The 21,304-nt window shown below is 64.9% G+C and carries 24 protein-coding genes, 1 tRNA gene and 1 riboswitch; of the genes, 12 read left to right on the plus strand and 13 right to left on the minus strand.

Translation table 11 applies throughout. The features are described from left to right. The first annotated feature begins 2 nt into the window (after positions 1-2). Positions 3-1,466 carry a deoxyribodipyrimidine photo-lyase gene (locus XI02_RS26190; protein WP_018272063.1) on the plus strand — a complete coding sequence of 488 codons (1,464 nt, stop codon included), beginning with the start codon at positions 3-5 and terminating at the stop codon, positions 1,464-1,466. Here the strand turns inward: XI02_RS26190 and XI02_RS26195 are convergent. Then, the gene (locus tag XI02_RS26195) at positions 1,463-2,335 is read right to left on the minus strand and encodes a DMT family transporter (protein WP_018272064.1); all 873 of its coding nucleotides are present in this window, start codon (positions 2,333-2,335) and stop codon (positions 1,463-1,465) included. The genes XI02_RS26190 and XI02_RS26195 overlap by 4 nt on opposite strands. 413 nt (positions 2,336-2,748) lie before the next feature. On the opposite strand from XI02_RS26195, the gene XI02_RS26200 reads away from it, so the two are divergent. Then, positions 2,749-4,038, plus strand: a complete 1,290-nt coding sequence (locus XI02_RS26200) for an IS4 family transposase (protein ID WP_018272065.1) — start codon at positions 2,749-2,751, stop codon at positions 4,036-4,038. A gap of 13 nt (positions 4,039-4,051) precedes the next feature. Here the strand turns inward: XI02_RS26200 and XI02_RS26205 are convergent. Further along, positions 4,052-4,815 (minus strand): IS5 family transposase gene (locus tag XI02_RS26205; protein WP_085967191.1). Its coding sequence is split into 2 segments (ribosomal slippage): positions 4,052-4,477 and positions 4,480-4,815, totalling 762 coding nucleotides; the frame shifts between segments, so codons are not numbered across the junction. Between the two features lie 404 nt (positions 4,816-5,219). Here XI02_RS26205 and XI02_RS26210 point away from each other — a divergent pair. Next, on the plus strand, positions 5,220-6,047 hold the full coding sequence (locus XI02_RS26210) for a hypothetical protein (protein WP_026192876.1): 828 nt from the start codon (positions 5,220-5,222) through the stop codon (positions 6,045-6,047). A 30-nt stretch (positions 6,048-6,077) separates the two neighbouring features. Here XI02_RS26210 and XI02_RS26215 read toward each other — a convergent pair whose 3' ends face one another. Both XI02_RS26215 and XI02_RS26220 read right to left on the minus strand, forming a co-directional pair. Then, positions 6,078-6,581: a hypothetical protein gene (locus XI02_RS26215; RefSeq protein WP_240537239.1), complete on the minus strand. Its 504-nt coding sequence runs from the start codon at positions 6,579-6,581 to the stop codon at positions 6,078-6,080. Between the two features lie 10 nt (positions 6,582-6,591). Beyond that, positions 6,592-7,773 (minus strand): MFS transporter, encoded by a 1,182-nt coding sequence (locus tag XI02_RS26220; RefSeq protein WP_018272067.1) that lies wholly within the window; start codon positions 7,771-7,773, stop codon positions 6,592-6,594. A 117-nt stretch (positions 7,774-7,890) separates the two neighbouring features. Here XI02_RS26220 and XI02_RS26225 point away from each other — a divergent pair, with 117 nt between their 5' ends. The 4 genes from XI02_RS26225 (at position 7,891) to XI02_RS26240 (ending at position 9,647) form a co-directional block, all read left to right on the plus strand. Next, complete coding sequence (locus tag XI02_RS26225) at positions 7,891-8,712, plus strand: helix-turn-helix transcriptional regulator (RefSeq protein ID WP_018272068.1); 822 nt, start codon at positions 7,891-7,893, stop codon at positions 8,710-8,712. 87 nt (positions 8,713-8,799) lie between these two features. Next, positions 8,800-9,027, plus strand: coding sequence for a hypothetical protein (locus XI02_RS26230; protein WP_016844441.1), 228 nt, complete (start codon positions 8,800-8,802; stop codon positions 9,025-9,027). A gap of 85 nt (positions 9,028-9,112) precedes the next feature. Continuing rightward, positions 9,113-9,331: a hypothetical protein gene (locus XI02_RS26235; RefSeq protein ID WP_016844440.1), complete on the plus strand. Its 219-nt coding sequence runs from the start codon at positions 9,113-9,115 to the stop codon at positions 9,329-9,331. A 13-nt stretch (positions 9,332-9,344) separates the two neighbouring features. Continuing rightward, positions 9,345-9,647 carry a hypothetical protein gene (locus XI02_RS26240; RefSeq protein WP_018272069.1) on the plus strand — a complete coding sequence of 101 codons (303 nt, stop codon included), beginning with the start codon at positions 9,345-9,347 and terminating at the stop codon, positions 9,645-9,647. Positions 9,648-9,971: 324 nt separating this feature from the next. Here XI02_RS26240 and XI02_RS46055 read toward each other — a convergent pair whose 3' ends face one another. Then, positions 9,972-10,094, minus strand: a complete 123-nt coding sequence (locus tag XI02_RS46055; protein ID WP_256438759.1) for a hypothetical protein — start codon at positions 10,092-10,094, stop codon at positions 9,972-9,974. Positions 10,095-10,264: 170 nt separating this feature from the next. On the opposite strand from XI02_RS46055, the gene XI02_RS26245 reads away from it, so the two are divergent. Next, positions 10,265-12,577 carry a cation:proton antiporter gene (locus XI02_RS26245; protein ID WP_018272071.1) on the plus strand — a complete coding sequence of 771 codons (2,313 nt, stop codon included), beginning with the start codon at positions 10,265-10,267 and terminating at the stop codon, positions 12,575-12,577. A gap of 52 nt (positions 12,578-12,629) precedes the next feature. Here the strand turns inward: XI02_RS26245 and XI02_RS26250 are convergent, their stop codons facing one another. Further along, positions 12,630-13,076, minus strand: coding sequence for a hypothetical protein (locus XI02_RS26250; protein WP_018272072.1), 447 nt, complete (start codon positions 13,074-13,076; stop codon positions 12,630-12,632). A gap of 212 nt (positions 13,077-13,288) precedes the next feature. Between XI02_RS26250 and XI02_RS26255 the strand changes: the two genes are divergently transcribed. Together XI02_RS26255 and XI02_RS26260 are read left to right on the plus strand one after the other, a co-directional pair. Next, positions 13,289-13,561, plus strand: coding sequence for a hypothetical protein (locus XI02_RS26255; RefSeq protein ID WP_018272073.1), 273 nt, complete (start codon positions 13,289-13,291; stop codon positions 13,559-13,561). Positions 13,562-13,663: 102 nt separating this feature from the next. Continuing rightward, positions 13,664-13,740: transfer RNA gene (locus tag XI02_RS26260), tRNA-Arg, on the plus strand. Between the two features lie 282 nt (positions 13,741-14,022). Here XI02_RS26260 and XI02_RS26265 read toward each other — a convergent pair. Next, positions 14,023-15,033, minus strand: coding sequence for an AraC family transcriptional regulator (locus XI02_RS26265; RefSeq protein WP_026192878.1), 1,011 nt, complete (start codon positions 15,031-15,033; stop codon positions 14,023-14,025). A 159-nt stretch (positions 15,034-15,192) separates the two neighbouring features. Between XI02_RS26265 and XI02_RS26270 the strand changes: the two genes are divergently transcribed. Beyond that, the gene (locus tag XI02_RS26270; protein ID WP_018272075.1) at positions 15,193-16,338 is read left to right on the plus strand and encodes an alkane 1-monooxygenase; all 1,146 of its coding nucleotides are present in this window, start codon (positions 15,193-15,195) and stop codon (positions 16,336-16,338) included. 26 nt (positions 16,339-16,364) lie between these two features. Here XI02_RS26270 and XI02_RS26275 read toward each other — a convergent pair whose 3' ends face one another. The 6 genes from XI02_RS26275 to XI02_RS26300 all read right to left on the minus strand — a co-directional run bounded on the left by XI02_RS26275 (position 16,365) and on the right by XI02_RS26300 (position 20,544). Next, complete coding sequence (locus tag XI02_RS26275; protein ID WP_018272076.1) at positions 16,365-17,147, minus strand: hypothetical protein; 783 nt, start codon at positions 17,145-17,147, stop codon at positions 16,365-16,367. 182 nt (positions 17,148-17,329) lie between these two features. Further along, a complete protein-coding gene (locus XI02_RS26280) occupies positions 17,330-17,701 on the minus strand; it encodes a hypothetical protein (protein WP_016846479.1) in 372 nt (123 codons plus the stop codon). 239 nt (positions 17,702-17,940) lie between these two features. Next, entirely contained in the window at positions 17,941-18,234 is a 294-nt protein-coding gene (locus XI02_RS26285) for a hypothetical protein (RefSeq protein ID WP_016846480.1), read from the minus strand. 223 nt (positions 18,235-18,457) lie between these two features. Beyond that, positions 18,458-18,880 (minus strand): zinc-ribbon domain containing protein, encoded by a 423-nt coding sequence (locus tag XI02_RS26290; RefSeq protein ID WP_063710733.1) that lies wholly within the window; start codon positions 18,878-18,880, stop codon positions 18,458-18,460. A gap of 211 nt (positions 18,881-19,091) precedes the next feature. Then, positions 19,092-19,553 (minus strand): MaoC/PaaZ C-terminal domain-containing protein, encoded by a 462-nt coding sequence (locus tag XI02_RS26295; RefSeq protein WP_016846482.1) that lies wholly within the window; start codon positions 19,551-19,553, stop codon positions 19,092-19,094. Between the two features lie 127 nt (positions 19,554-19,680). Further along, positions 19,681-20,544 carry a bifunctional methylenetetrahydrofolate dehydrogenase/methenyltetrahydrofolate cyclohydrolase gene (locus XI02_RS26300; protein WP_018272078.1) on the minus strand — a complete coding sequence of 288 codons (864 nt, stop codon included), beginning with the start codon at positions 20,542-20,544 and terminating at the stop codon, positions 19,681-19,683. A 15-nt stretch (positions 20,545-20,559) separates the two neighbouring features. Next, positions 20,560-20,639: riboswitch (ZMP/ZTP riboswitch) on the minus strand. A 220-nt stretch (positions 20,640-20,859) separates the two neighbouring features. Between XI02_RS26300 and XI02_RS26305 the strand changes: the two genes are divergently transcribed. Next, positions 20,860-21,267 carry a hypothetical protein gene (locus XI02_RS26305; protein WP_018272079.1) on the plus strand — a complete coding sequence of 136 codons (408 nt, stop codon included), beginning with the start codon at positions 20,860-20,862 and terminating at the stop codon, positions 21,265-21,267. Positions 21,268-21,304 lie beyond the last annotated feature (37 nt).

A 21,304-nucleotide genomic window follows, 5' to 3' on the forward strand; every position in this document is an offset into this window, starting at 1 on the left:
GGGTGACCCGCGCACAGCCAATCATCGTCTGGTTTCGCGACGATCTGCGGCTGTCGGATCACCCGGCGTTGCATGAGGCGGCGGCAAGCGGCGCGTCGGTCGTCGGCCTCTATGTGCATGACGAAGAGAGCCGTGCATTGATGCCGCCGGCCGTACGTCGGCTCGGGGGTGCGACGCGCTGGTGGCTGGCGCAGTCGTTGCGCGCACTTGGCAAGAGCCTCACCATGGCAGGCGGATCGCTGGTGCTGCGCACCGGACCGGCCGCGTCGGTGATCGCCACGGTGGCGCGCGAAATCGGCGCACGCGCCGTATTCTGGAACGACATCGCGCATGCGCCGCATCAGGCCGTTGCCAGAGAAGTCGAAGCAGCGCTCGCAAGTGACAGCATCGACTCGCAAATTTTCCGCGGCGATCTGCTCGTCGAACCGAAGGCGATCCGCAACAAGAACAACCGGGCCTTGCGCGTGTTCACGCCGTTCTGGCGGCGCATCCAAGGCCTCGGCGATCCGCCAAAGCCGTTGCCGGCGCCGAGGAGACTCACATCCATCGGCGGCATCGCGAGCGACGCCCTCGATGATTGGAAGCTCGAGCCTGACGGGCCGGATTGGGCCGGCGGCCTGCGCGAGACCTGGACACCGGGTGAAACCGCGGCACAGGCGCGGCTGAAGCGATTCCTCGATGAGGGGATCAGCGGCTACACCGGCGACCGCGACCGGCCGGACCGCGACGGCACCTCGCGCCTGTCGCCGCATCTGCGCTTCGGCGAGATCAGCCCGCGGCAGGTCTGGCATGCCGCACGCTTCGCCGCCGCGGAAGACTCGCGCCTTGCCGGCGACATCGACAAGTTCCTCAGCGAGCTCGGCTGGCGTGAGTTCTGCCGCCACCTACTGTTCGACGTCCCCGACATGGCGGATCGGAACTTGCAGGAGCAGTTCGATGCCTTTCCGTGGAAGCGCAACGCTCTAGCCTTGGAGGCGTGGCAGCGCGGACTCACCGGCTATCCGATCGTCGATGCCGGCATGCGCGAGCTCTGGCACAGCGGCGTGATGCACAACCGGGTGCGGATGGTGGCGGCCTCGTTCCTGGTCAAGCATCTCCTGATCGACTGGCGCACAGGCGAACAATGGTTCTGGGATACGCTGGTCGATGCCGATGCCGGCTCCAATCCGGCGAACTGGCAATGGGTCGCGGGCTGCGGCGCCGATGCCGCGCCCTATTTCCGCGTCTTCAATCCGGTCCTGCAGGGCGAGAAATTCGACCCCGACGGCGGCTATGTCAGGCGCTGGGTGCCGGAGCTCGCGCAATTGCCCGACGATCTGATCCACCAGCCATGGACCGCGACGCCGATCGAGCTGGCGAGCGCCGCCGTCGAGCTCGGCAAGACCTACCCGCTGCCGATCGTCGATCACAAGCAGGGGCGCGAACGCGCGCTTGCAGCTTACGCGAAGATCCGTCGCAAAGACTAAGCGCGGCGATTGACCAGCAGCACCGCCGCGGCGCAGGCGGCCATGCCGGCGATGGCGACATGATCCAACCGCTCGTCGAACAGGATGTAGGCCATCAGAGCGGTCACCGCCGGCACCAGATAGAACAGGCTCGCGACCGAGGTCGCGGCGTGGTGACGGATCAGCCAGTACAACAGCCCGATCGAGCCGATCGACAGCGCGAACACCAGCCAGGCCAGCGCCAGCACGAACTCGCCGGTCCAATGCACGACATTGGTCTCGAACACAAAGGCGCCGATGCCGAAGAAGATCGTGACCGCGATGTACTGCACCAGATTGCCGGCGCGCCAGTCGATCCGGTTGCAATAGCGCCGTTGATAGAGCGTGCCCAAGGTGATGCTGATCAGCGAGACGCCGGAGGCGAGCCAGCCCCACCCCGCCTCGCCCGTCATCGGCCGGTTGTGCAGGATCAAGACGACGCCGGCGAGGCCGAGCACCAGCCCGCCCCATTGCAGCGGCGTGACGCGCTCGCCCAGCCAGCGGTTGGCGATAGTCGAGGTCAGGATCGGCTGCAGGCCCGGGATCAAGGCCGACAGCCCCGCCGGAACCGAATGCGCGATTGCAATCGCAGTGCCGCCGAGATAGAAGCCGTGCACTAGGATGCCGGCGACCGCGCTGTGAAAGATGCCTGTCCGATCCGGCCAGTTCGGCCGCGCGATCGCGGCGATGACCGCCATCACCACCACCACGAACGCCATCCGGATCGCCAGATAGGTCAGCGGCTCCGCATTGTTGATGACGTATTTGGTGCCGATGAATCCGGTGCTCCACAGCACGACAAAGATCGCCGGCGCCAGACGAGCGGCAGTTTCCTCGAAGCTCTTGTTCATTGCAGGCCGTCATTGCCTGAAGATGAGGCAGCCAGCAATCGCGAATTTAACGAGGGTGGCGGGCGAGCCCGCGGCTGTAAGCAGATGGCGCCTCACCCACAGTGTCGTCCCTGCGAAAGCAGGGACCCATACTCCGCGGCGGATGTTGTGAAAGGGACTCGTCGTTCCAGCGGCCTTCAACGATAACCATCGGTGGTTATGGGTCCCTGCTTTCGCACTAGAGCATGCACGTATTTGGTGCGGCGGATTGACTCGGGATGGAGACAGGGGATTCCAGAATCGGCGATCCGTGTGATTTCTATTGCGACGCTCCAGGTTGGACGGGGGTGTCGGGTGTTGTTACGAATTGACTGGACGTTAGGACGGTTCGGGGATCGTCGTCTCGATAAAGGGGGGCGGCGCTCGTCGAACGCATGGTTGCGGGCAAGACGGTCTGCCTGCGGCGGCTTTCCAGGGGTGATCGTGCGCTGGAGGTGCGGTTCAACCGCTTTCTCGGCCACGACAAGGTGACGGCGGAGCGGATCATCGAAAGCTGGGGCGACAGCACGGTTGCCGCGGTAGAGGGCCGCCATGTGCTGGCGATCCAGGACAGCAGCGAGATCCACTTCAACACCACGCCGCAACGCCGGCGCGGGCTCGGCGAAATCGGCAAGGGCAATAACCACGGCGTGCTGCTGCATCCGCTGCTGGCCGTGGATGCCGACGATGGCAGCTGTCTTGGACTTTTGAGTGGGCAGGTATGGACGCGCCAGGGGCGTCGCACCACGACGCATGACGCACGTGACTTGTCTGACAAGGAATCGCAACGCTGGATATCCACCGCCATTGCGGCCAAGCCGCTGCTCACCGCTGCCGGAACGGTGACGGTCCTCGGTGATCGCGAGAGCGATATCTTTGCCCTTTATGCCAGCTCGGCCGAGCAGCACTTCCATGTCATCGCGCGCAGCATGCATGATCGCAAGCTTGCCGACCGCACCGGCCTGTATGAGGCCACCGACGCCATGCCTGTGGTGGATCGGAGGGCGATCCAACTGCCTGCGCGCGCGGCGCGACCGGCACGTCAGGCCCATCTCGAACTCCGCTTTGGCGCAATCGAGCTTGCCCGCCCGCAGAGCAAGTTCCTGCGCCATTTGCCGAAAAGCTTGCCGCTGGCGGTGGTCGACGTGTGCGAGATCAATGCCGGGCCCGGCGCAGAGCCGCTGCACTGGCGTCTGATCACCTCTCACGAGATCGCCACCGTCGACGACGCCTGGCGTATCGTCGAATGGTACAAGCAGCGCTGGATCATCGAGCAGTTCTTCCGCATCCTGAAGACGCAAGGCCTCAAGCTCGAAGACAGCCAGATCGGAACCGCCGATCGTCTCCTCAAACTGGTCGCTATCGCCGCCAGGGCAGCCGTCATCACCATCCAGCTTCTGCAAGCGCGCGATGGCGGTCAGCAGCCCATTCGCGTTGCCTTCAACGACAACGAGATCAACGCGCTTGCCGCCCTCAACCGGCAACTCGAGGCCAGGAGCAAGCGACTGAAAAACCCACATCCGCCCGACAGCCTCACCTGGGCAGCCTGGATCATCGGCCGCCTTGGCGGTTGGGACGGCTACCCGTCGTCTAAACCTCCAGGCCCCATCACCTTCAAAAATGGCCTCGAATACTTCCTGGCCGTCGCAGCAGGATGGAGCCTCAGAGATATGTGCATGCCCTAGGTGGTGTGGACACTTACCGCAGCCAGAGAATGATGGCTGCGAGGGTGACGACCGCCCGATAATTTCGAGCGGTCTTTTCGAAGCGGGTTGCGACACGGCGGAATTGCTTGAGCTTTGAGAAGCAGCATTCCACGAGATGGCGCTGGGCATAGAGATGCTTGTCGAGCGGATATTTGAGCGCGCGTGACGGGTTGTTGGGGATGACGGCAAGCGCGCCTTTGGCAGCGATGGCTTGGCGCAAGTGATCGGCGTCATAGGCCGTATCGCCCATGACGACCTCGGCAGGCAATCCCTCGATCAACGCGGCGGCTTGCGGTGCATCGCCCTTCTGGCCTGCGGTGAGGGTGAACCGCACGGGGCATCCCAACCCCCGAACGGCCAGATGGATCTTCGTGCTCAGACCACCGCGCGAGCGGCCGAGCGCCTGATCTTCAGACCCCCTTTTTTGGCCCCGGCAGCGTGCTGGTGGGCGCGGACGATGGTGGAATCGACGATCAGATATTCGAAGTCCGGATCATCAGACATCGCCTCAAAAATCCGCCACCAGACGCCTTTGGCACTCCATCGACTGAAGCGCCGGAACACGCTGTTCCAATCTCCGAACGCTTCCGGAAGATCACGCCAGGGAGAGCCCGTACGCACGATCCACAGCACCCCTTCCACGAACATCCGATTGTCGCGGCCGGTCGAACCCTTCTGGTCCGGCCGGCCTATGATCAACGGCGCCATCCGCTCCCACGCCGCGTCGTTCAAAACCAAACGATCCATCACGCCCAAGACTGCCTCCCCAAAAGCAGTCTTGAATCTGATTTGGTCCTAAAAGGGAATCCTTAGAGTCCACACCACCTAGTGCTTTCGCAGGGACGACACTGAACGTGCTGCACGGTCTGCTAGCCACACATTCGCATTCTCGCGACATTGCCGATGACACGAGACCACTCCGACCTTGCAGACGCTCGCGGACCCAACGCCTATCGCTGCAATCACGACGATTTGTCCTCAGGGATGCCATGCACGTTTATCGGATGCGACATGCCGCCCTCGCCGATACGCTTCGGTGGAATCTCGCAGCCGTCGGTCGCGGCACGTTCCGGGTTGCACTGGAATCTACCGTCGCCGAATACCGGCGGCCAAAAACACTGCAAGAAGAGCCGGCCACGAGCCGGACAAGAAGAAAAACAATGGATCAAGTGGCGTTGGTCATCGTTCGGGCGGTCGAGAGCGGCGCGACGACGACGAAAGATATTATCGGCGTGACCAGATTGTCGCGCCTCAAGGTCGAGCGTGCACTGAGCACCTTGGAGAAGCAGAAGCTGCTCCTCCGCGAACGACAGGGCTCGTGGGCCCTCGGCTTTCCCGTGGCTCCGACGGTCAGGCAATGTGGATCATGCACCCTCTGCTGCAAGGTGCTTGAGGTGACCGATCTCGGCAAGCCGGTGAATACGGTCTGCAGCCACATCCTGGCGGGCGGTGGATGCGAGATCTACCACGAGCGTCCCCGGCAGTGCCGCTCATTCAGCTGTGCCTGGCTGCAAGGCCACCTCGATGATGATTGGTTTCCCGAGACCACGGGCATGGTGCCGCATTTCGGGCTCGACGCGCTGAATGTGCAGGTCGACCTCGATGATCCCGACCGCTGGCGCGAGGAACCCTATTTCAGCAAGCTGAGCGAACTTTCGTTGAAGGGCCTCAGGGTAAGTGAAGGGCGGCCGTATGCCACCCTCGTCATCGTCGGTCAGGACCGCTACCTGCTGCTCGGGCGGACCGTCGTGCCCGATCCAACGCTGTTCGGCACCGCCTTCGTGCCGATTACGCTCGACACCTTCCGCTACTGGAAGGCAACATCGCTTGAACATCTGCAGCGGTTGAACGATCGGGTTGTGGAGATCCGGCGCATCCAGCAGGAGTTCGGCCATTGCGCCATCCCTGACGACGACGATCCCTCCCCGCCTTACCGGCCGGCTCTTCTCCAACGGTCGAAGGAACTGGGCGTGATACGCACGACGTGACGACAGCCGGACACAGCGCGGGTCAGTTCGTCATCTGAGATGATACTTCCTGCCGTTGGTATTCGGGTCGGTGTTGTCGCTTGTCGAGAACATCAAGGCCGGGCCGAAGTAATTCCAGGTGTCCCGGTAAAATGCGAATCGGCCGGCACCCTTGTCGATGATCTCTTGCTGGGCCGTGTTCGCGGGCCCGAGCAGCTGGTCGTCTTCGTACAATCGGGCAGTCTCGAGCGTGCCGTCCACGTATTTGACGGGGATGAGATACGCATATCCCTTGTAAAGACGGAAGGCGCCACGCAACAGGTTTCTGTCGATCGGACTCGGAGGAACCAGAAAAAGGAATGCGCTCGACGCCAAGGCAAAGAGCGTCGATCCGATCACGATGCGCGTGCTGGCAGATATTCTCAACGACACTTTTCCCTTGGCTCTTGCTTGTGAGGCTTCCCGCCTTCTGTAGCGCGCGCCTGCAGCGCAGACAACCGACCGGCCCTCGCCACGCCTTGTTGCGAGCCGGATCCGGCTCGCGATATTTCGCATCGAACGACAATCAGATTGTCGCCGCGCGGCCGGCTGATCGGCCCAGGACGGCCATCAGCACCGTCGCGACGGCGCAGCACGCGAGCGCAACCTCCCAGCCTCCGGTCGCATCATGGGCAAATCCGGCGAGCGGCGAGCCCGCAGCGGCGAGCGAGTAGCCGAGGCACTGCGCCATGCCCGACAGCGCGGCCGCCTGGTGGCTGTGCGAGGTTCGCAGGCTGACGAATGTCAAGCCGAGGATGAAGGCAGCACCCGCCCCGAAGCCGAACAGCGCGACCCACAGCATTGCGAGCGCCGGAAGCTGCCACAATCCCAGCAGCGAGACGCAGGTCGCAAGCGACACTGCAATCGCGATGCCGCGCTGGTCCTTCATGCGCCGGACCATTGGCCCGAGGATCAGGCCGGGGACCGCGGTCGCCAATTGCAGCACGCCGTGCAGCATACCCGCCGTCGCCGCCGGGTAGGCTGCCTGCACGAGGATGGCGGGCAGCCATCCGACGATGATGTAGAACACGAGCGAGGTCAGGCCGAGGAAGCCGGTCACCTGCCAGGCGAGCAGCGAGTGCCAGATGCGCCCGCGCGGCGACGAGGCCGGCTCGACCGTCGGGGCCGCGTGCGTCCCCAGCTGGGGTGCCCAGGCTATCAGCGCCACCAACGGAAAGATCAGCGTGCTCGCAAGCGAGAGATGCCAGTTCGATCCCGGTAATTGGGCGAGCGGGATTGCGACGACAGATGCGAGCGCCTGGGCCAATGCGGACGTGATCGCGTAAGCGCCGGTCAGGCTGGCGATGCGGGTCGGAAAGTCCCGCTTGAGCAGGCTCGGCAGCAGCACATTTCCAACGGCGATTCCGGCGCCAATGGTGGCGGTGCCGGCGAACAGCGCCCAGACCGGACCGGACGAGCGCAGCGCGATCCCGGCCGCGATGACAAGCAGCGCACCGAACAGCGACCGTTCGATGCCCCATTTGCGCCCGAGCACAGCTGCAACCGGAGAGATCGCCGCGAATGCCAGCAAGGGCAGCGTCGTCAGGATCCCGGCCTCCGCCGCGCCGATCCCGCTGGTCTCACCGATCATGCCGAGCATCGGCGCGACGCCGGTAATGGGCGCGCGGAGCGTCGAGGCGATCAGCAGGATCCCCGTCAACAACAGCCCCTGCCCGCCCAGCGTGCGCATCGGCGCAATCATCGTCATCGCATGCTCTCCTGCCCATCTGCATGCGCGAAGCTATCGACTTGGCTACCGGAAGAATTTACATATCTGTTCTATCGATCGCTAAATTCAGTCACGCGACAGGTTTCCAGCTCCGTTATGGGCTTTCAACTTCGCTATCCCTGGCCGGACCTTGATCCGGATGACGTCGCAGCGGCGGCCATCGCCGTGCGCCTCGACGTCACCGAAAACAAGGTCGAGGCGGCCGAGCACGCGCACCGGAAGGGACAGCTCGTCTTTGCGCTCGGCGGCGGCGTGATGTGCCGCGTTCCGAACGGATTGTGGATGGTGCCGCCGCATTGCGGCGTCTGGCTTCCCGGCGGCACGCGCCACACCAATATCGCAACCGCCAATGCGCGGATCTTCTTCGTCTTCATCGAGCCCGGTGCCGCCGACCTGCCCGATCGCTGCTGCACATTGTCGATCTCGCCGTTGCTGCGCGAACTGATCATCGAGTTTTCCGATCGCATGCAGCAGGACGGCGGCAGCGAGACGCTCGTTGCGCAATTGCTGCTGAGCGAATTGCCGCGCATGCCACTGCAGCAGCTGCATCTGCCGATCTCGCCCGAGCCACGCTTGCGACGGATCGCGGCAGCGCTCGCCGACGATCCGGCCGATCGGCGCACGATGGCCGAATGGGCCGAACGCGTGGCGCTGAGCGAGAGCACTCTGGCGCGTCTCATCCTGAGAGAAACCGGCCTGACATTCGGGCGCTGGCGCCAGCAACTGCATTTGATCGTCGCGTTGCGCGAACTCTCCGCCGGCGCGAGCGTTCAGCAGGTCTCGTCCGCACTCGGCTATGAGTCCGTCACAGCCTTCATCACCATGTTCAAGAAGGCGCTCGGCAAGCCACCGGCGAGATATCTCAGCGATATCATGCAAGGTAGCGGATCGGCCTTCGCGGCTGGCGGGCGAATTTAGGAACACCGGTCAGCCACGGACGTTTTCGACATATCGGGCGAACGACAGGCGAGCCGCCTGCGCCAAGCCAATGCTCGAGGATGCCAGATGCCCTATGCGCTGTTCGATCGCGACAGACAAATCGACAAGGCCTTTCCGACGGAGAAGCAGGCGTGGGAACATGCACTGGTCTCCGGGCTGGTCTTCGATGTTCCGGTCGCGGATGAGGCTCCGGGACAGGTGCTGCCGGCCGGCTATCACATGAAGCAGATTCCTGACGACGGTGAAGTCTGCGAGCCGGCGCCCGAATGGAAATTGCCGAACGAGATTTCGTGATCGGCCCACGGCAGGGCTGCCGGTTGCGATCGTGACGTTGCGCGATAAGTAACGCCGAACCAGACCAACAATTCAGGATGAGCGCATGGCCGAAACCGGCAAGATTTTTCACGTTCGCTGCGTCGACAACACGTTGCAGCGGGACACGCTCTCGCTCGGGCGCGTCTACGAGGTGACAAGGGATATCGAACGTGACGGCTATTACGAGCTCAGCGGATTGGGCCGCTTCAGCCGGTCCAGATTCGAGGTCGTCGAGCCGGACGACGACCCGGGCGAAGCCCGGCGGACGTCTCGATCAAAATAGACAGGAGAGCGCAATGCCCAGAGGCGACAAGTCGAGCTACACCGACAAGCAGAAGCGGCAGGCCGAGCACATCGAGGAAGGCTACGAGCAGCGCGGCATTTCCAGCCGCGAGGCCGAGCGGCGGGCATGGGCGACCGTCAACAAGGAGACCCACGGCGGCAAGAAGAGCGGCTCCGGCCGCGGCACGCGCGAGGATCATTCCCCATCGCGCAAGGGCGGCAAGCTCGGCGGCAAGGCGGCCGCGGGCCGTCCCGCCGCGGAGCGGTCGCGCTCGGCGAAAAAGGCGGCCCGCACCCGCAAACGCCGGGCGGCCTGATCCGGACGGGCATCATTTCGCCGCCAGGAAGGAAATACCGGGCGCCTTGAGGCGGTGCCTCGCAAATGCGTGATCGGGCGCCACTATTGGTTGCCTTCATTTGGGCACCTATCGGGAACAGGCTGTCAGGCTAGGAAGCAAGGCGGCCACCGCAGGGGGTGCCTGCAATTGACGTATCGGTCCCATAGCAGCTGGCAGGACGTGGATCTGCGCAATCTCGTCCGGGTCATATCGGCCTGCACCCTCGGGCTTTGGGCATTTGCGGCCGGTCTCCTGATCGGGACCTTCCTGCTGTGAAGGATCGGCGCGGCACGCGCCGCCTGCCTATCCGCCGCTCAGGTGATGCGCGGCGACGAACAGGACGAGCGCGCTAAGCACCAATGCCGATGTGGCGCCGGCAACGCTACGCGCGAGTTCAGCCTTCGAAAGATTGGATCTGGTTGCCATTGCAGCCTCCCGTTCGCGCGAGCCGAGTCGCAGCCGCTCCGGCGGTTAGGCTCGCTCATGGAGACATTCGCATCACCGGGATGAACGCGTCATGAGCGAAACGAACCGCCGGTGCCTCCGTTCCAAAATCTGACCCGGTGGATCACTTTCGGAACCCGGGCGTTGACCGCATGCGGCAAGCCGGCCGGGCCGCGCTGGAATTGGAAATCGGAGATGCCATGGTGATCCGCTGGGGGCGGCTTCAACCGGCGATTTGGGCGACCGTCATCCTGCTCGTGAGCATCACGGCAGCCGACGCTGCGGGCGACAAGGCGAGCAAGCCATCCGAGTACATCCTGCTCGTCCAGATCGCGCTCCTGATCGCGGTCGGGCGCAGCCTCGGCGAATTGATGCAGCGGATCGGCCAGCCCTCCGTGATCGGCGAGCTGCTCGGCGGCCTGCTGCTCGGACCATCGCTGTTCGGCTGGCTGTGGCCGTCGGCGCATAGCGTGATCTTTCCGCCGTCCGGCGAGCAGAGGGCGCTGATCGACGGCATTGCACAGTTCGGCATCCTGCTCCTGTTGCTGCTGACGGGCATGGACACCGACCTCAAGCTGGTGCGCAAGGTCGGCCGCGCCGCGACCACGATCTCGGTCGCTGGCATCGCGGTGCCTTTTGTCTGCGGCTTCGCGCTCGGCGAATTGCTCCCCGGCGGCCTGCTGCCGCATCCCGAAGCGCGGCCGATCGCCTCGCTGTTTCTCGGCACGGCGCTGTCGATCTCCTCGGTGAAGATCGTCGCCGTTGTGGTGCGCGAAATGAACTTCATGCGCCGCAATGTCGGCCAGATCATCGTCGCCAGCGCGATCATCGACGACACCCTCGGCTGGATCATCATCGCCGTCATCTTCAGCCTCGCCTCGCGCGGCAGTCTCGACATCCTCTCGGTCGCGCAGGCGCTGTTCGGCACGCTGGCCTTCCTCGCGATCAGCTTCACGATCGGCCGGCGGCTGGTGTTCCGGCTGATCCGTTGGGCCAACGACCATCTGGTCTCTTCGGCCGCGGTGATCACCGTAATCCTGCTGTTGATGTGCGCGATGGCGATGATCACGCACCTGATCGGCGTGCACACCGTGCTCGGCGCCTTCATCGCCGGCGTGCTGGTCGGAGAATCCCCGATCCTGACCCGGCAGATCGACGAGCGGCTGCGCGGGCTGATCTCAAGTCTGTTCATGCCGGTATTCTTCGGGCTCGCCGGTCTCAGCGCCGATCTCACCGTGCTGAAGGATCCGTCGGTGCTGGGGCTGACCGCGGCGCTGGTCCTGATCGCGAGCATCGGCAAGTTCGGCGGCGCCTTTTTCGGCGGCGCGCTGGGCGGGCTGACCCGGCGGGAATCGTATGCGCTGGCGAGCGGCATGAATGCGCGCGGCTCGACCGAGGTGATCATCGCCACCATCGGCCTGTCGATGGGGGTGCTGAGCCAGACCATGTTCTCGATGATCGTGACCATGGCGATCCTGACCACGATGGCGATGCCGCCGATGCTGCGCAGCGCGCTGGCGCGGCTGCCGCTCGGCCAGGACGAGAAGGAGCGGCTGGAGCGCGAGGAATATGAGCAGCGCGGCTTTGTCGCCAATCTCGAGCGACTGCTGCTCGCGGTCGACGAGAGCAGCAATGCGACATTCGCCGCGCATCTCGCCGGCCAGCTCGCCGGCGGGCGCGGCCTGCCGATCACGGTGCTGCATGTCGGCGCCAACGCCAAGCTGCAAGAGAAAAACCGCGCCGATGAGGAGAGCCCCGAAGCGGCGGTCATCAGCGCGGCCAAGGCGAGCGCCGAAGCCGATGCCGACGGCGGCGGCAGTGTCGACGTCATCAGCCGCGCCCGCGAGGAGACGGCAGCGGAGGCGATTGCCGAGGAAGCCAGAAAGGGCTTCGACCTGCTGGTGGTCGGCATGGACGCGGTCGCCGGCCCCGATGGCGGCTTCGACAGGCGGCTCGACGACCTCGCCTCCGGCTTCGACGGCCCGCTGGCGATCGCGGCCGCCAAGGGCGTGCACGAGAAGGAGCCGACGGCGAATGCGCGGAAGATCCTGGTGCCGGTCTCGGGCAGCAACGTCTCGCGGCGCGGCGCCGAGGTCGCGATCGCGCTGGCGCGCCTCTCGAGCGAGCCGCTGCAGGTGGTCTACGTCTCGACCACGCGCGACAAGGGGGCCCGCCGCACCGGTCCCAGCATGTCGCTGGCGCATGAGGAAGCGATCCTGAAGGACATCGCGGCGACCGCGGCGCGCTACGACATCAACGTGACGACGCGGCTACGCGCCAACACCGCGCCTGAGGTCGCGATCCTGCAGGAGATCGCGTCAAGCCGGGCCGACCTCGTCGTGATCGGCGTCGACCGCATCCAGGGCGACAGCCTGAATTTCGGCAGCATCGCCGCGGCCGTGCTCGGCAAGTCGAAGGCGTCCGTACTGCTGGTGTCGGATGGCGACGTCAGGCCCAAGACTTGAAGCCGAAGACTTCAAACAAAGACCTGAGGACGGAGGTTCGGAGCGCGCGCGCCTACCACTCTTCCGGACAGGGGTCGACGATCTTCCAGAGATCGACCCCGTTCTTGATCTTCTTCATCTCGGTGGTGAGGCCGCCATTGCGGCGGATCCAGTCCTTCACCGTGTCGGGGTAGTAGGACATCAGGTCGGAGGTGCCCTCGAGGCTGGTGACCTTGATGCCGAAGGTGAAGGCCTTGTCGTAGTAGGCCTGGTGGAAGCCGATGCTGGCCCGCGGCGTGACGCAGATCTTGTTCAGCGGCACGATGCCGAACACCAGCGTGCAGGCCGAGTTGCAGATGCCGTCGATCACGACGCGCTCGCGGCGCTCGCGGATCTGCTTGTACTTGGCCTTGTACTCCTCGACATAGCCGCCATGGTCGCGCGTGATGTGCAGCACCGCCCGCGCGGGCGTCGCGGCCAGAACCGAGAGCAGCAAGGCGACAAGGGGCGTGATGCGCATGGATCGTTCGAAACCGCGGGAAAGGCCGGGCCCGGGCGGACCTGACCGCAAGACTCTGGCCGGACTGTGTTGGCAATCCGTTAAGCATCCGCAAAAAGGCAAAATTTGGCGCGCTGTGACTGATTTCCCGCAGCTTTTGGCCCCGATTCCGGGTTAAATGGGCCTTGGGGCGGCCCTCAATGCCGATTCCCGTAAATGCCCGGAGGCCGCCCATGACCAAGACCAAGCTTTTCGCCGCCCTCGCTCTGGCCGTGATGGCCCTGACCCCGGCGGCTGCGGCCGACCTCACGGCCCATCCGCGCCACCACCGGCATCACCACCACGCCCATTGGGGCCTGCCCTACCACATCAGCTATCTGCACAATTACGGCCCCGGCCCAACTGCCGGCAGCTTCGCCTATTACGACGGCCCCGCGCGCAACAAGTGCTATCAGAGCGCGGCCGCCTATATCGGCCAGGACCACCGCCGGCATCCCTGCTTCTGACGACTGTAAGGGAGAGGGCCGCCGGGACGCGCGGGCACCGCCGGGTGCCGCGCTCCGTGGCTGCTGGCCCTCCCCGCCCAAGTCTGATAATCGACCCGCAACGCGCTCGTAGCTCAGCTGGATAGAGCATCGGATTTCGATTCCGAGGGTCGGGAGTTCGAATCTCTCCGAGCGCGCCATCATTTGGACGCCCCCGCGCCAGCGTGCGACGGCAGCCACGAAACCATTTTCATCAGCGGACGAAACCGGGCGGAAACATTTCACCGGTAGCATCTACCCAAACAATAATGGGGAAGTGTCATGATGGAAGCGACCATTGTCGCGCTGTTGCTCCTCAGCGCCGCTGTGTTTTTTGCCCACGCCTACGACGCCCTGCATACGCATTGACGGGGGATAGGCATCGTTGAGTCTGCGTACCCTCCACTGGGATCTGTGGGCTCGCGCAGGCCATCGACTGTGCCCTAACCCCGCCCGCCCCTCTCTCCGAACCACCGCCGGCACGCCCGGCTGAAGCTCGTCGCATCGGTGTAGCCGAGCGCGGCCGCCATCTCGTCGCGCGATTGGGCGCCTGCCGCGAGCATGATCCTCGCGCGCTCGCGCAGTACGCCATCGAGCAGCGGGCGGAAGGCGCTGCCGGTCTCGGCGAGCCGCCGCACCAGCGTTCGCCGCGAGGTGCCGACGAGGCGCGCGGCCTCCTCCTCAGCCAGGCGCTGCGGCAGGCGCGCCGCGATCAGGCGCTCGACGATCCCCGCCAGCGCCGCGGTGTCGGGCTGCGGATTCTCGATCGCCTCGAGCGCTTCGATCGCCTTGGCGTGCAATTGCGGATCGGCAAACGGCGACGGCCGCGCGCCAAGCGCTTTCGGCACCTCGAAGATGAAGGCGGCAGCGTTGAACTTCACCACGCAGGAATAATGCTCGAGCAGCCGCTCCGCGCCCGCAGGTGGCGGCCAGGGAAATTGCAGCGTCGCCTGCCCGATCGAATCCTCGAGCAGCTGGACGTACACGGCGTGCACGTTGAGGCTGACCGCCAGCGCCACGGCGTGCCACAGCGCTCCGTCCATCTTGACCGCGGGAGAGATTTCAATCTGGATCGCGCGCGCGGTCTTGCGCAGCCGATTGCGGACGAAGGGCGCGCGGGTCGACCCGAAGCGCGCGCCGGTCGCCAACGCATCCGCGATGGTCGGCGCCGTCCTGGTCGCGACGTCGAGCGCGCCTTGCAGCGATGTCGACCAGACCGCCGCGGCCGACAATGGCCACAGCTCGCCATGCCGGCGGGTGATGTTGGCCGCCAGCACCACCAGCGAGGATACCGGCATGTGAGCGCCGGGCTGGTCGAGCGCCTCGAGCCGAATTCCGGTACCCTTCAGCAGTTCGTCGCGGTCGCTTCGCGTCTGGCCAAAGGCCCGCACCAGCGCCCGCGCATAAGCCGCGGACACCGGCGTGCGAAGGGCATCGGATTCCGATCCGTGCATGGCGTCGGCGACCTTCCCCTTGCGAACGACCGGCCGAACAGGCTTGGCGCAAAATGCCACAAAATTGGCCTGTTGTGAACTGGCGGCGCAGGCCCGCCTCGCGGCATGCTTGGCCCAACAACGGCGAACGCCGCCTCGCAAGAGACTGGAGGGAATGCGATGATCTTCACGGGCACCAATGCTGCTGGGGAAACCATCACCTACCGGGACGGCAAACGCTATCTCTGGATGCTCTCGTTCATTCCGCCGCTGATCCCGCTGTTGTCCTACTGGCTGTTCCTGCGGACGCACAATCCGCTGGTGACGCTGATCCCCTTCGTTTTCATCTTCATCCTGATCCCGCTGCTCGACGTCGTGTTCGGCGAAGACACCCACAATCCGCCGGCGGAAGTGGTCGCCGCGATGGAGGCCGATCCCTATTACCTGCGGCTCGCGCGCATCACCGTGGTGTTTCCCTGGATCAACTACGTCGCGCTGATCGCCTTCTTCGGCACCCAGGATCTGCCGTGGTGGTCCTATGTCGCCTTGCTGCTCGGCGTCGGCACCATCAATGGCGGTGCGCTCCTGATCGGGCACGAGCTCGGCCACAAGCCGGACAGGCTCAACATCCTGTTCGGCATGCTCGCCAACTGCGCGGTGGGCTACGCGCATTTCCGCGTCGAGCACAATCGCGGCCATCACACCTGGGTCGCAACCCCCGAGGACCCCGCCAGCGCGCGCTTCGGTGAATCGATCTATGCGTTCGCAACGCGCGAGCTGCCGGGTGCGTTCAAGCGCGGCTGGCGCAACGAGGCTGAACGGCTGACCCGGCGCGGCGAGCCGGTCTGGTCGGTCAACAACGAGATCCTGCAGGGCTTTGCGCTGACGCTCGTCGTCGCGGCCATCCTGATCGCGCTGTTCGGCTGGAAGGTCGCGCCGTTCATCGTCGCGCACCATTTCCTTGGCTGGTACGCGCTGACCCAGGCCAACTATGTCGAGCATTACGGGTTGCTGCGCGAGAAGCTGCCGAACGGCCGCTACCAGGCGGTCGAGCCGCGCCACTCATGGAATACCAACCACATCGTCTCGAACCTGATGACGTTCCACCTGCAACGTCACTCCGACCACCACGCCAACCCGATGCGTCCCTATCAGTCGCTCCGCGATTTCGACGACATCCCGCGGCTGCCGAACGGTTACACCGGCATGTTCGGGCTGGCGGCGATCCCGCCGCTCTGGTTCCGCGTGATGGATCCGAAGACATTGGCCTGGGCCGGCGGCGACAAGAGCAAGCTGAACCTCCGAGATCGGCCCGCGAGTTCGTGATCGCGGCGATTGCACGGCTCCCGGTCCTACATCTGCGCCGATCGCCGCTTCATGGCGCCGATGCCGAGGAAAGAGCCATTGACCGACGGATACTGGCTGGTGAATTCGAACATATCGAAGCTCGGCGCCTCGAACTGCTTCAGCGCCTTCCAGAGCAGCGTGGTATCGGGACAGGCTTGGGAATGGATGTCGTGATGCACGATGATGCGGGCGCGGGAACGCACCAGCAGATGATCCCGTAGTGCGCCGCGCAGGCTGTGATCGCCGTCGATAAAGACGAAGTCCGGCTTCAGCCGGTCGACATGCGCACCGACCAGCGGCGAGGTTGAAACATCCTGCATGTAGATCGGTTCGATAGCGGCCTGCTGCTGCGGCAGATCGAAATAGGCCGAGAGAAACGGCGTCGGCGCGATCGGATCGAGTGCAATCACGGTCTTGAGGTCGGCGCCGCTGTTCCTGAGCCATTCCGTAACCAGGATGAACATGCCGCCCCAGCGGCAGCCGATTTCCATGTACGAGGAGACGCCGGACGCGTTGCGCGCGAGCCAGGCGAGGTAGGGCGCAAGCTGGTTCGGATATTGCCAGAGGTGGAGGCCCTTGCCGAAGTTCGGCGGCAGCTCCGGCGGCTGCTCATGAAGCAGTTCGTCATTGAGCCCCAGCGCCGGGATGAATTCGCGTTCGAGGAAGTCCACGTTGGTCCGCTGAGCCGAGGTCAATGCGCCGATGGTACCGATCGCCTCGCGGATGAAAGGCGCAAGATCGGCGAAACGCTGGTATCGGTCGGCTTGGGCTTGCTGGGCGTTGAGCATCGGGGCGATCAGATCGGAGGGCGGACGGGAGACCGCTGGTCGTCGCGCCTCCAATCATTGAACGGACCAGGCAGCCGTCTCGAGCGCAAAATCTTGCGTTCGGTGTCGAATAGCCGCCCGCTCGCACCGCGCCGGCCGAGCCGCTTCGGCGCAGTGCTTCGAACGCGCAGCCTGCTCCGCTCTCAGCCGCTCGGAATCTTCCGCCGCACGGCCTCCACGCCGGCGTCGGTCACGTTGTATCTGCGCCCCATCTCCGGGACGATCCAGCCCTTCTCGATCATTCCGGCAATGGTGCTCGGGCCGACGCCCGCGGGAAACGGGCGGCGGTTGCGGATCGCGTCGATCGCGACCCGCTCGAGATGGGTGGCGACATGCGAGGGGCGCGCGCGAAACGCCTTTGCCATGATCAGGACCGACAGGACCTCGGCGCGCCGGCGCACGGCCGAAGCGCTGCGGGTCAGTTCGTTGCTGATCTCGAGAGCGTTCTTGCCGGCCCTGGCGAGTTCTCTGAGCTTCTCGTCCTCGTCAGGGCTCCAGCGCCGCACGATCCCCATCTGCCCCTCACCGCCTGGATACCCATCTCAAACCGATGCATACGCAGGCGGCGCTGATTTGCCATGTGACTTTCGGCACCTCTTGATGCGACGTCGGGGCTGTCGCCATCAGGAAGGCGCGGGTGCCGCGCGATGCAGCCCAAAGAGCATGATCCGATTGAATCGGATCATGCTCTCAATCCCCTTGCTTGGTGGCGTTTTGCTTGCGCGAACCGGTATCCACTTCGCGCTGGAACGCTTCAGTGCTTGCTGGGTTCAAGTGCGATGAGCACGCCGGTCGGCTCGGGCTCGTGCGGCCGAAGCGAGGTCAGCTCCGGATCGCTCCACTCGGCGAGACTGACGACTTCGCCGGTCTGCCCCGGCATGTCGGAGGTCTGGGCCGGTTCAAGCACCTTGAGCCCGCTGGTGTCGACGAAGAATGTGTGCTCACCGAACACGCTGTTCAGTTGCGCCACGGCCGGGTGATCGTCCGGAAGCACCTGGGCATTCAGTTGCGTCATGGTCTGCTTGACTTGCGTGGAATTGAGTTTCATCCGCTGCTCCTTCTCGTTGGTTCCGGCCGCAATGGTTTCCTTGACAGGTTTCCTTGACAAGTTTCCTTGGCTGGTTCCTCCCCGCCCGCACCCCGCACCGGGGGCTTCAAGGTCTCGAACCAATCAGGCAACGAAACGTTCCGCACGCGCGACGCATTGACCGCCTGCGCACCGGTTCCCCGCGTATCAGATGTGAAGTGCGACTCTGAAGTCACGCCCATCGCTACGAGACGCGAGGCTTCTTCCTTGCGAGTCCTTCCAGATGCACGCGGCGTACGGCGGATTTGCGCGCGCGCTCCCTGGTGCGGCAGGCCCGGCAGCGCACCGCCGCGGTAAATACATCGCCCTTGGCGGTCTCGTACCACCATTTCTGCTGCAACGGCGTCCAGACCTCGGCAACGCCGCAGTCCTTGCAGACGAAGGGCTCCGGTCGATAGGTTCCGCGCAGCACGAAATCGGGAGTCGAATAGCTGTTCGATGGTGCGAGCCGCGTCGTATCTACGGCAACCTCGTCGCGCGCCAGCGCAATCTTGTAGTCGCGGAGACGTTGCCGTTCAGCGGCGCGTTGCGTCTGGATGCGGCGCCATTCTTCCGCCTTGCGCCGCCTGGCTTCGATCCCTCCGTGCGTCTGCCTGCTGCGTTTCACGTCGGCACATCCGTTTGGGTCGAATGCCTTCGGCGCATCGACAAAGTGAATACCGGGCAGCACGACCTCGTCGATGATGACGTCATTGATGCGCTGCTGTTCTGCCGCCAGCTTGTCATAATTGCCGCAACATTGCGCGACGACAAGTCGCGTGCGGGGAACACATGGCGGCGTTGGCCGCGGTCCGAGGCGGATGACTTCGGGATGCCCCTCAGCCGAGCTGCGCCCGCCCCTGCTCCGCCGGCCGCATGTGGATCAGCGCGTCGAGCACGAGGACAAGAACGGGGCGCTGCTCGTCGTTGACCAGCTCCGTCTTGAAGATCACGACGGCGTCGCGCCGCTCAGGCCTGATGGTGATCTTCTGGATCCGGGATTGGCCGGTGAGCGTGGCGCCGGGCCGAACCGGGCTCGGCAGGCGAATCTCGAAGCTCCGCCCGACGATCCCCGCCACCTTGGTCCAGATCGCCTCCACGACGAGCCGCTGATAGATCGCAATGGTGTTGAAGCCGCTTGCGATCAGGCCGCCGAACGGGCCGGCCGCAGCCGCGACGGGATCGGTATGGATCGGCACCGGATCATATTTCCCGGCGAACTCCAGGATCTCGGCCTCGCCGATCGTGTAGCTGCCAAGCTCGAACGTCTGGCCCTCGGTGAGATCTTCCGCATACAGCATCGCGCGCCTCCATCTGTCGCGCGATGCTAGACGAACGGTGCGGGCTTTCCATTACCCCGGACGTCATGAAACTTCGCGCGATACGCGAGCAACACCGCCGCGCGCATATCGCCGCAGGCATCCCGCGCTATTGCAGCCGGGCCGCCCTCGCCTTTGCGGCCTTCACCGTGTTCTCCATCAGGCAGGCGATCGTCATCGGGCCGACGCCGCGCGGCACCGGCGTGATCGCGCCGGCGACCTGCACCGCCTCGTCGAACGAGACGTCGCCGCACACCGCATAGCCGCCGTCCGGCTTCTCGACGCGCGTGGTGCCGACGTCGATGACGATGGCCTGCGGCTTGATCCAGTCGCCGCGCACGAGGCCGGCCTTGCCCACCGCGCTCACCAGGATGTCGGCCTCGCGGCAGATCCTGCTGATGCCGCGGGTGTGGATATGAGTCTGGGTCACGGTCGCGTGCTCCTGCAGCAGCAGCGCGGCCATCGGCTTGCCGACGATGTTGGAGCTGCCGATCACCACGGCATGCGCGCCGGTGAGGTCCGACAGGGTCGATTTGATCAGCCGGAGACAGCCCAGCGGCGTGCACGGCACCAGCGCATCGTCGCCGTGAAACAGCCGGCCGGCGTTCAGGGCATGCAGGCCGTCGACATCCTTGGCGGGATCGACCGCCGCCATCACGCGCAAGGCGTCGATATGCGCCGGCAACGGCAGTTGCACGAGGATGCCGTCGATGTCGTCGCGCGCATTGAGCGTCTCCACTCTGGCAAGCAGATCGGCCTCGCTGGCATCATCCGGCAGGCGTGCGACCTCGCCGCGCAGGCCGAGCCGTTCGGCCATCCTGACCTTGCTCTGCACATAGATCTGGCTCGCCGGGTCGCAGCCGACCAGCACGACCGCAAGCCCCGGCGCGCGGGGCAGCCGGTCGAGTTCGCCAGAAATCTTGTCGATGACAATTTGGGCATGTGCATGCCCATCGAGAATGTTCGCCGTCATGGCACCTCCGTTTCGAAGCGGTGCCCAGGCGCGCGGCGTTCAGTCTCTGCGCTCCCCGATGGTGGTCCATCCAAGCGCCAGTCGCGCAGATGGCGTCGTCATAGCCACCCCGCCGGGCAAAGGCAATTCACGCTCTCCCCGCGGGTCGAACGGCGACGAATTGCCCCCACTTTTTTGCCGGTGGATCGGTGCCGGGCGGGTCACCTCTGGGGGTAGGATTCGGGCAAGACTTGCGTTAAGTCTCGGCGCTTGCCGGGCTTTTCCGATCCCCGGCGCCATCCTTCCGGTCATCACGCCATTTCGGACATTTTCGACATGAAACATATCATCCTCGCGCTGGCGCTCTTCTGCCCGGCTGCCGCGCTTGCCCAAGGCACCACGCCGGCCCCCGCCGACGCCGACAAGCCGGCGGCGACCTCGCAGCCGATGGTCGGCGACAAGCCGCTGGTCCAGGTCGGCAAGAAGTCGGCCGCCAAGAAGGGCGAGAAGCCTGCCGCGCCCGACAAGCCGCAATCGGTCGCCCAGAAGCTTCAGGCCTGTCAGGACATCGACGACGCCACCAAGGAACGGCTGATCTGCTACGACGAGATCTTCAAGCCGCAGCCGAAGCCGAAGGCCGCCCCGGCCAAGGGCGTCAACGATTGCCGCTTCGTGAAGGAGGAGGACGAGCGGCTGACCTGCTATAACGGCTTCGCGGACAAGATTCCGCGCCTGCCGCGCTAAAGGTAGCGGGCGGCGCTCGGACGCCGTCGCGGATCCG

Source organism: Bradyrhizobium sp. CCBAU 21365, from assembly GCF_015291305.1.
Taxonomy (GTDB): domain Bacteria; phylum Pseudomonadota; class Alphaproteobacteria; order Rhizobiales; family Xanthobacteraceae; genus Bradyrhizobium; species Bradyrhizobium elkanii.

Excerpts from the sequence above, each read along its gene's own strand:
- XI02_RS26195 (WP_018272064.1), bottom strand. The coding sequence starts at position 2,335 with ATGAACAAGAGCTTCGAGGAAACTGCCGCTCGTCTGGCGCCGGCGATC.
- XI02_RS26200 (WP_018272065.1), top strand. The coding sequence starts at position 2,749 with ATGGTTGCGGGCAAGACGGTCTGCCTGCGGCGGCTTTCCAGGGGTGAT.
- XI02_RS26210 (WP_026192876.1), top strand. The coding sequence starts at position 5,220 with ATGGATCAAGTGGCGTTGGTCATCGTTCGGGCGGTCGAGAGCGGCGCG.
- XI02_RS26215 (WP_240537239.1), bottom strand. The coding sequence starts at position 6,581 with ATGCGAAATATCGCGAGCCGGATCCGGCTCGCAACAAGGCGTGGCGAG.
- XI02_RS26220 (WP_018272067.1), bottom strand. The coding sequence starts at position 7,773 with ATGACGATGATTGCGCCGATGCGCACGCTGGGCGGGCAGGGGCTGTTG.
- XI02_RS26225 (WP_018272068.1), top strand. The coding sequence starts at position 7,891 with ATGGGCTTTCAACTTCGCTATCCCTGGCCGGACCTTGATCCGGATGAC.
- XI02_RS26230 (WP_016844441.1), top strand. The coding sequence starts at position 8,800 with ATGCCCTATGCGCTGTTCGATCGCGACAGACAAATCGACAAGGCCTTT.
- XI02_RS26235 (WP_016844440.1), top strand. The coding sequence starts at position 9,113 with ATGGCCGAAACCGGCAAGATTTTTCACGTTCGCTGCGTCGACAACACG.
- XI02_RS26240 (WP_018272069.1), top strand. The coding sequence starts at position 9,345 with ATGCCCAGAGGCGACAAGTCGAGCTACACCGACAAGCAGAAGCGGCAG.
- XI02_RS46055 (WP_256438759.1), bottom strand. The coding sequence starts at position 10,094 with ATGGCAACCAGATCCAATCTTTCGAAGGCTGAACTCGCGCGTAGCGTT.
- XI02_RS26245 (WP_018272071.1), top strand. The coding sequence starts at position 10,265 with ATGCGGCAAGCCGGCCGGGCCGCGCTGGAATTGGAAATCGGAGATGCC.
- XI02_RS26250 (WP_018272072.1), bottom strand. The coding sequence starts at position 13,076 with ATGCGCATCACGCCCCTTGTCGCCTTGCTGCTCTCGGTTCTGGCCGCG.
- XI02_RS26255 (WP_018272073.1), top strand. The coding sequence starts at position 13,289 with ATGACCAAGACCAAGCTTTTCGCCGCCCTCGCTCTGGCCGTGATGGCC.
- XI02_RS26265 (WP_026192878.1), bottom strand. The coding sequence starts at position 15,033 with ATGCACGGATCGGAATCCGATGCCCTTCGCACGCCGGTGTCCGCGGCT.
- XI02_RS26270 (WP_018272075.1), top strand. The coding sequence starts at position 15,193 with ATGATCTTCACGGGCACCAATGCTGCTGGGGAAACCATCACCTACCGG.
- XI02_RS26275 (WP_018272076.1), bottom strand. The coding sequence starts at position 17,147 with ATGCTCAACGCCCAGCAAGCCCAAGCCGACCGATACCAGCGTTTCGCC.
- XI02_RS26280 (WP_016846479.1), bottom strand. The coding sequence starts at position 17,701 with ATGGGGATCGTGCGGCGCTGGAGCCCTGACGAGGACGAGAAGCTCAGA.
- XI02_RS26285 (WP_016846480.1), bottom strand. The coding sequence starts at position 18,234 with ATGAAACTCAATTCCACGCAAGTCAAGCAGACCATGACGCAACTGAAT.
- XI02_RS26295 (WP_016846482.1), bottom strand. The coding sequence starts at position 19,553 with ATGCTGTATGCGGAAGATCTCACCGAGGGCCAGACGTTCGAGCTTGGC.
- XI02_RS26300 (WP_018272078.1), bottom strand. The coding sequence starts at position 20,544 with ATGACGGCGAACATTCTCGATGGGCATGCACATGCCCAAATTGTCATC.
- XI02_RS26305 (WP_018272079.1), top strand. The coding sequence starts at position 20,860 with ATGAAACATATCATCCTCGCGCTGGCGCTCTTCTGCCCGGCTGCCGCG.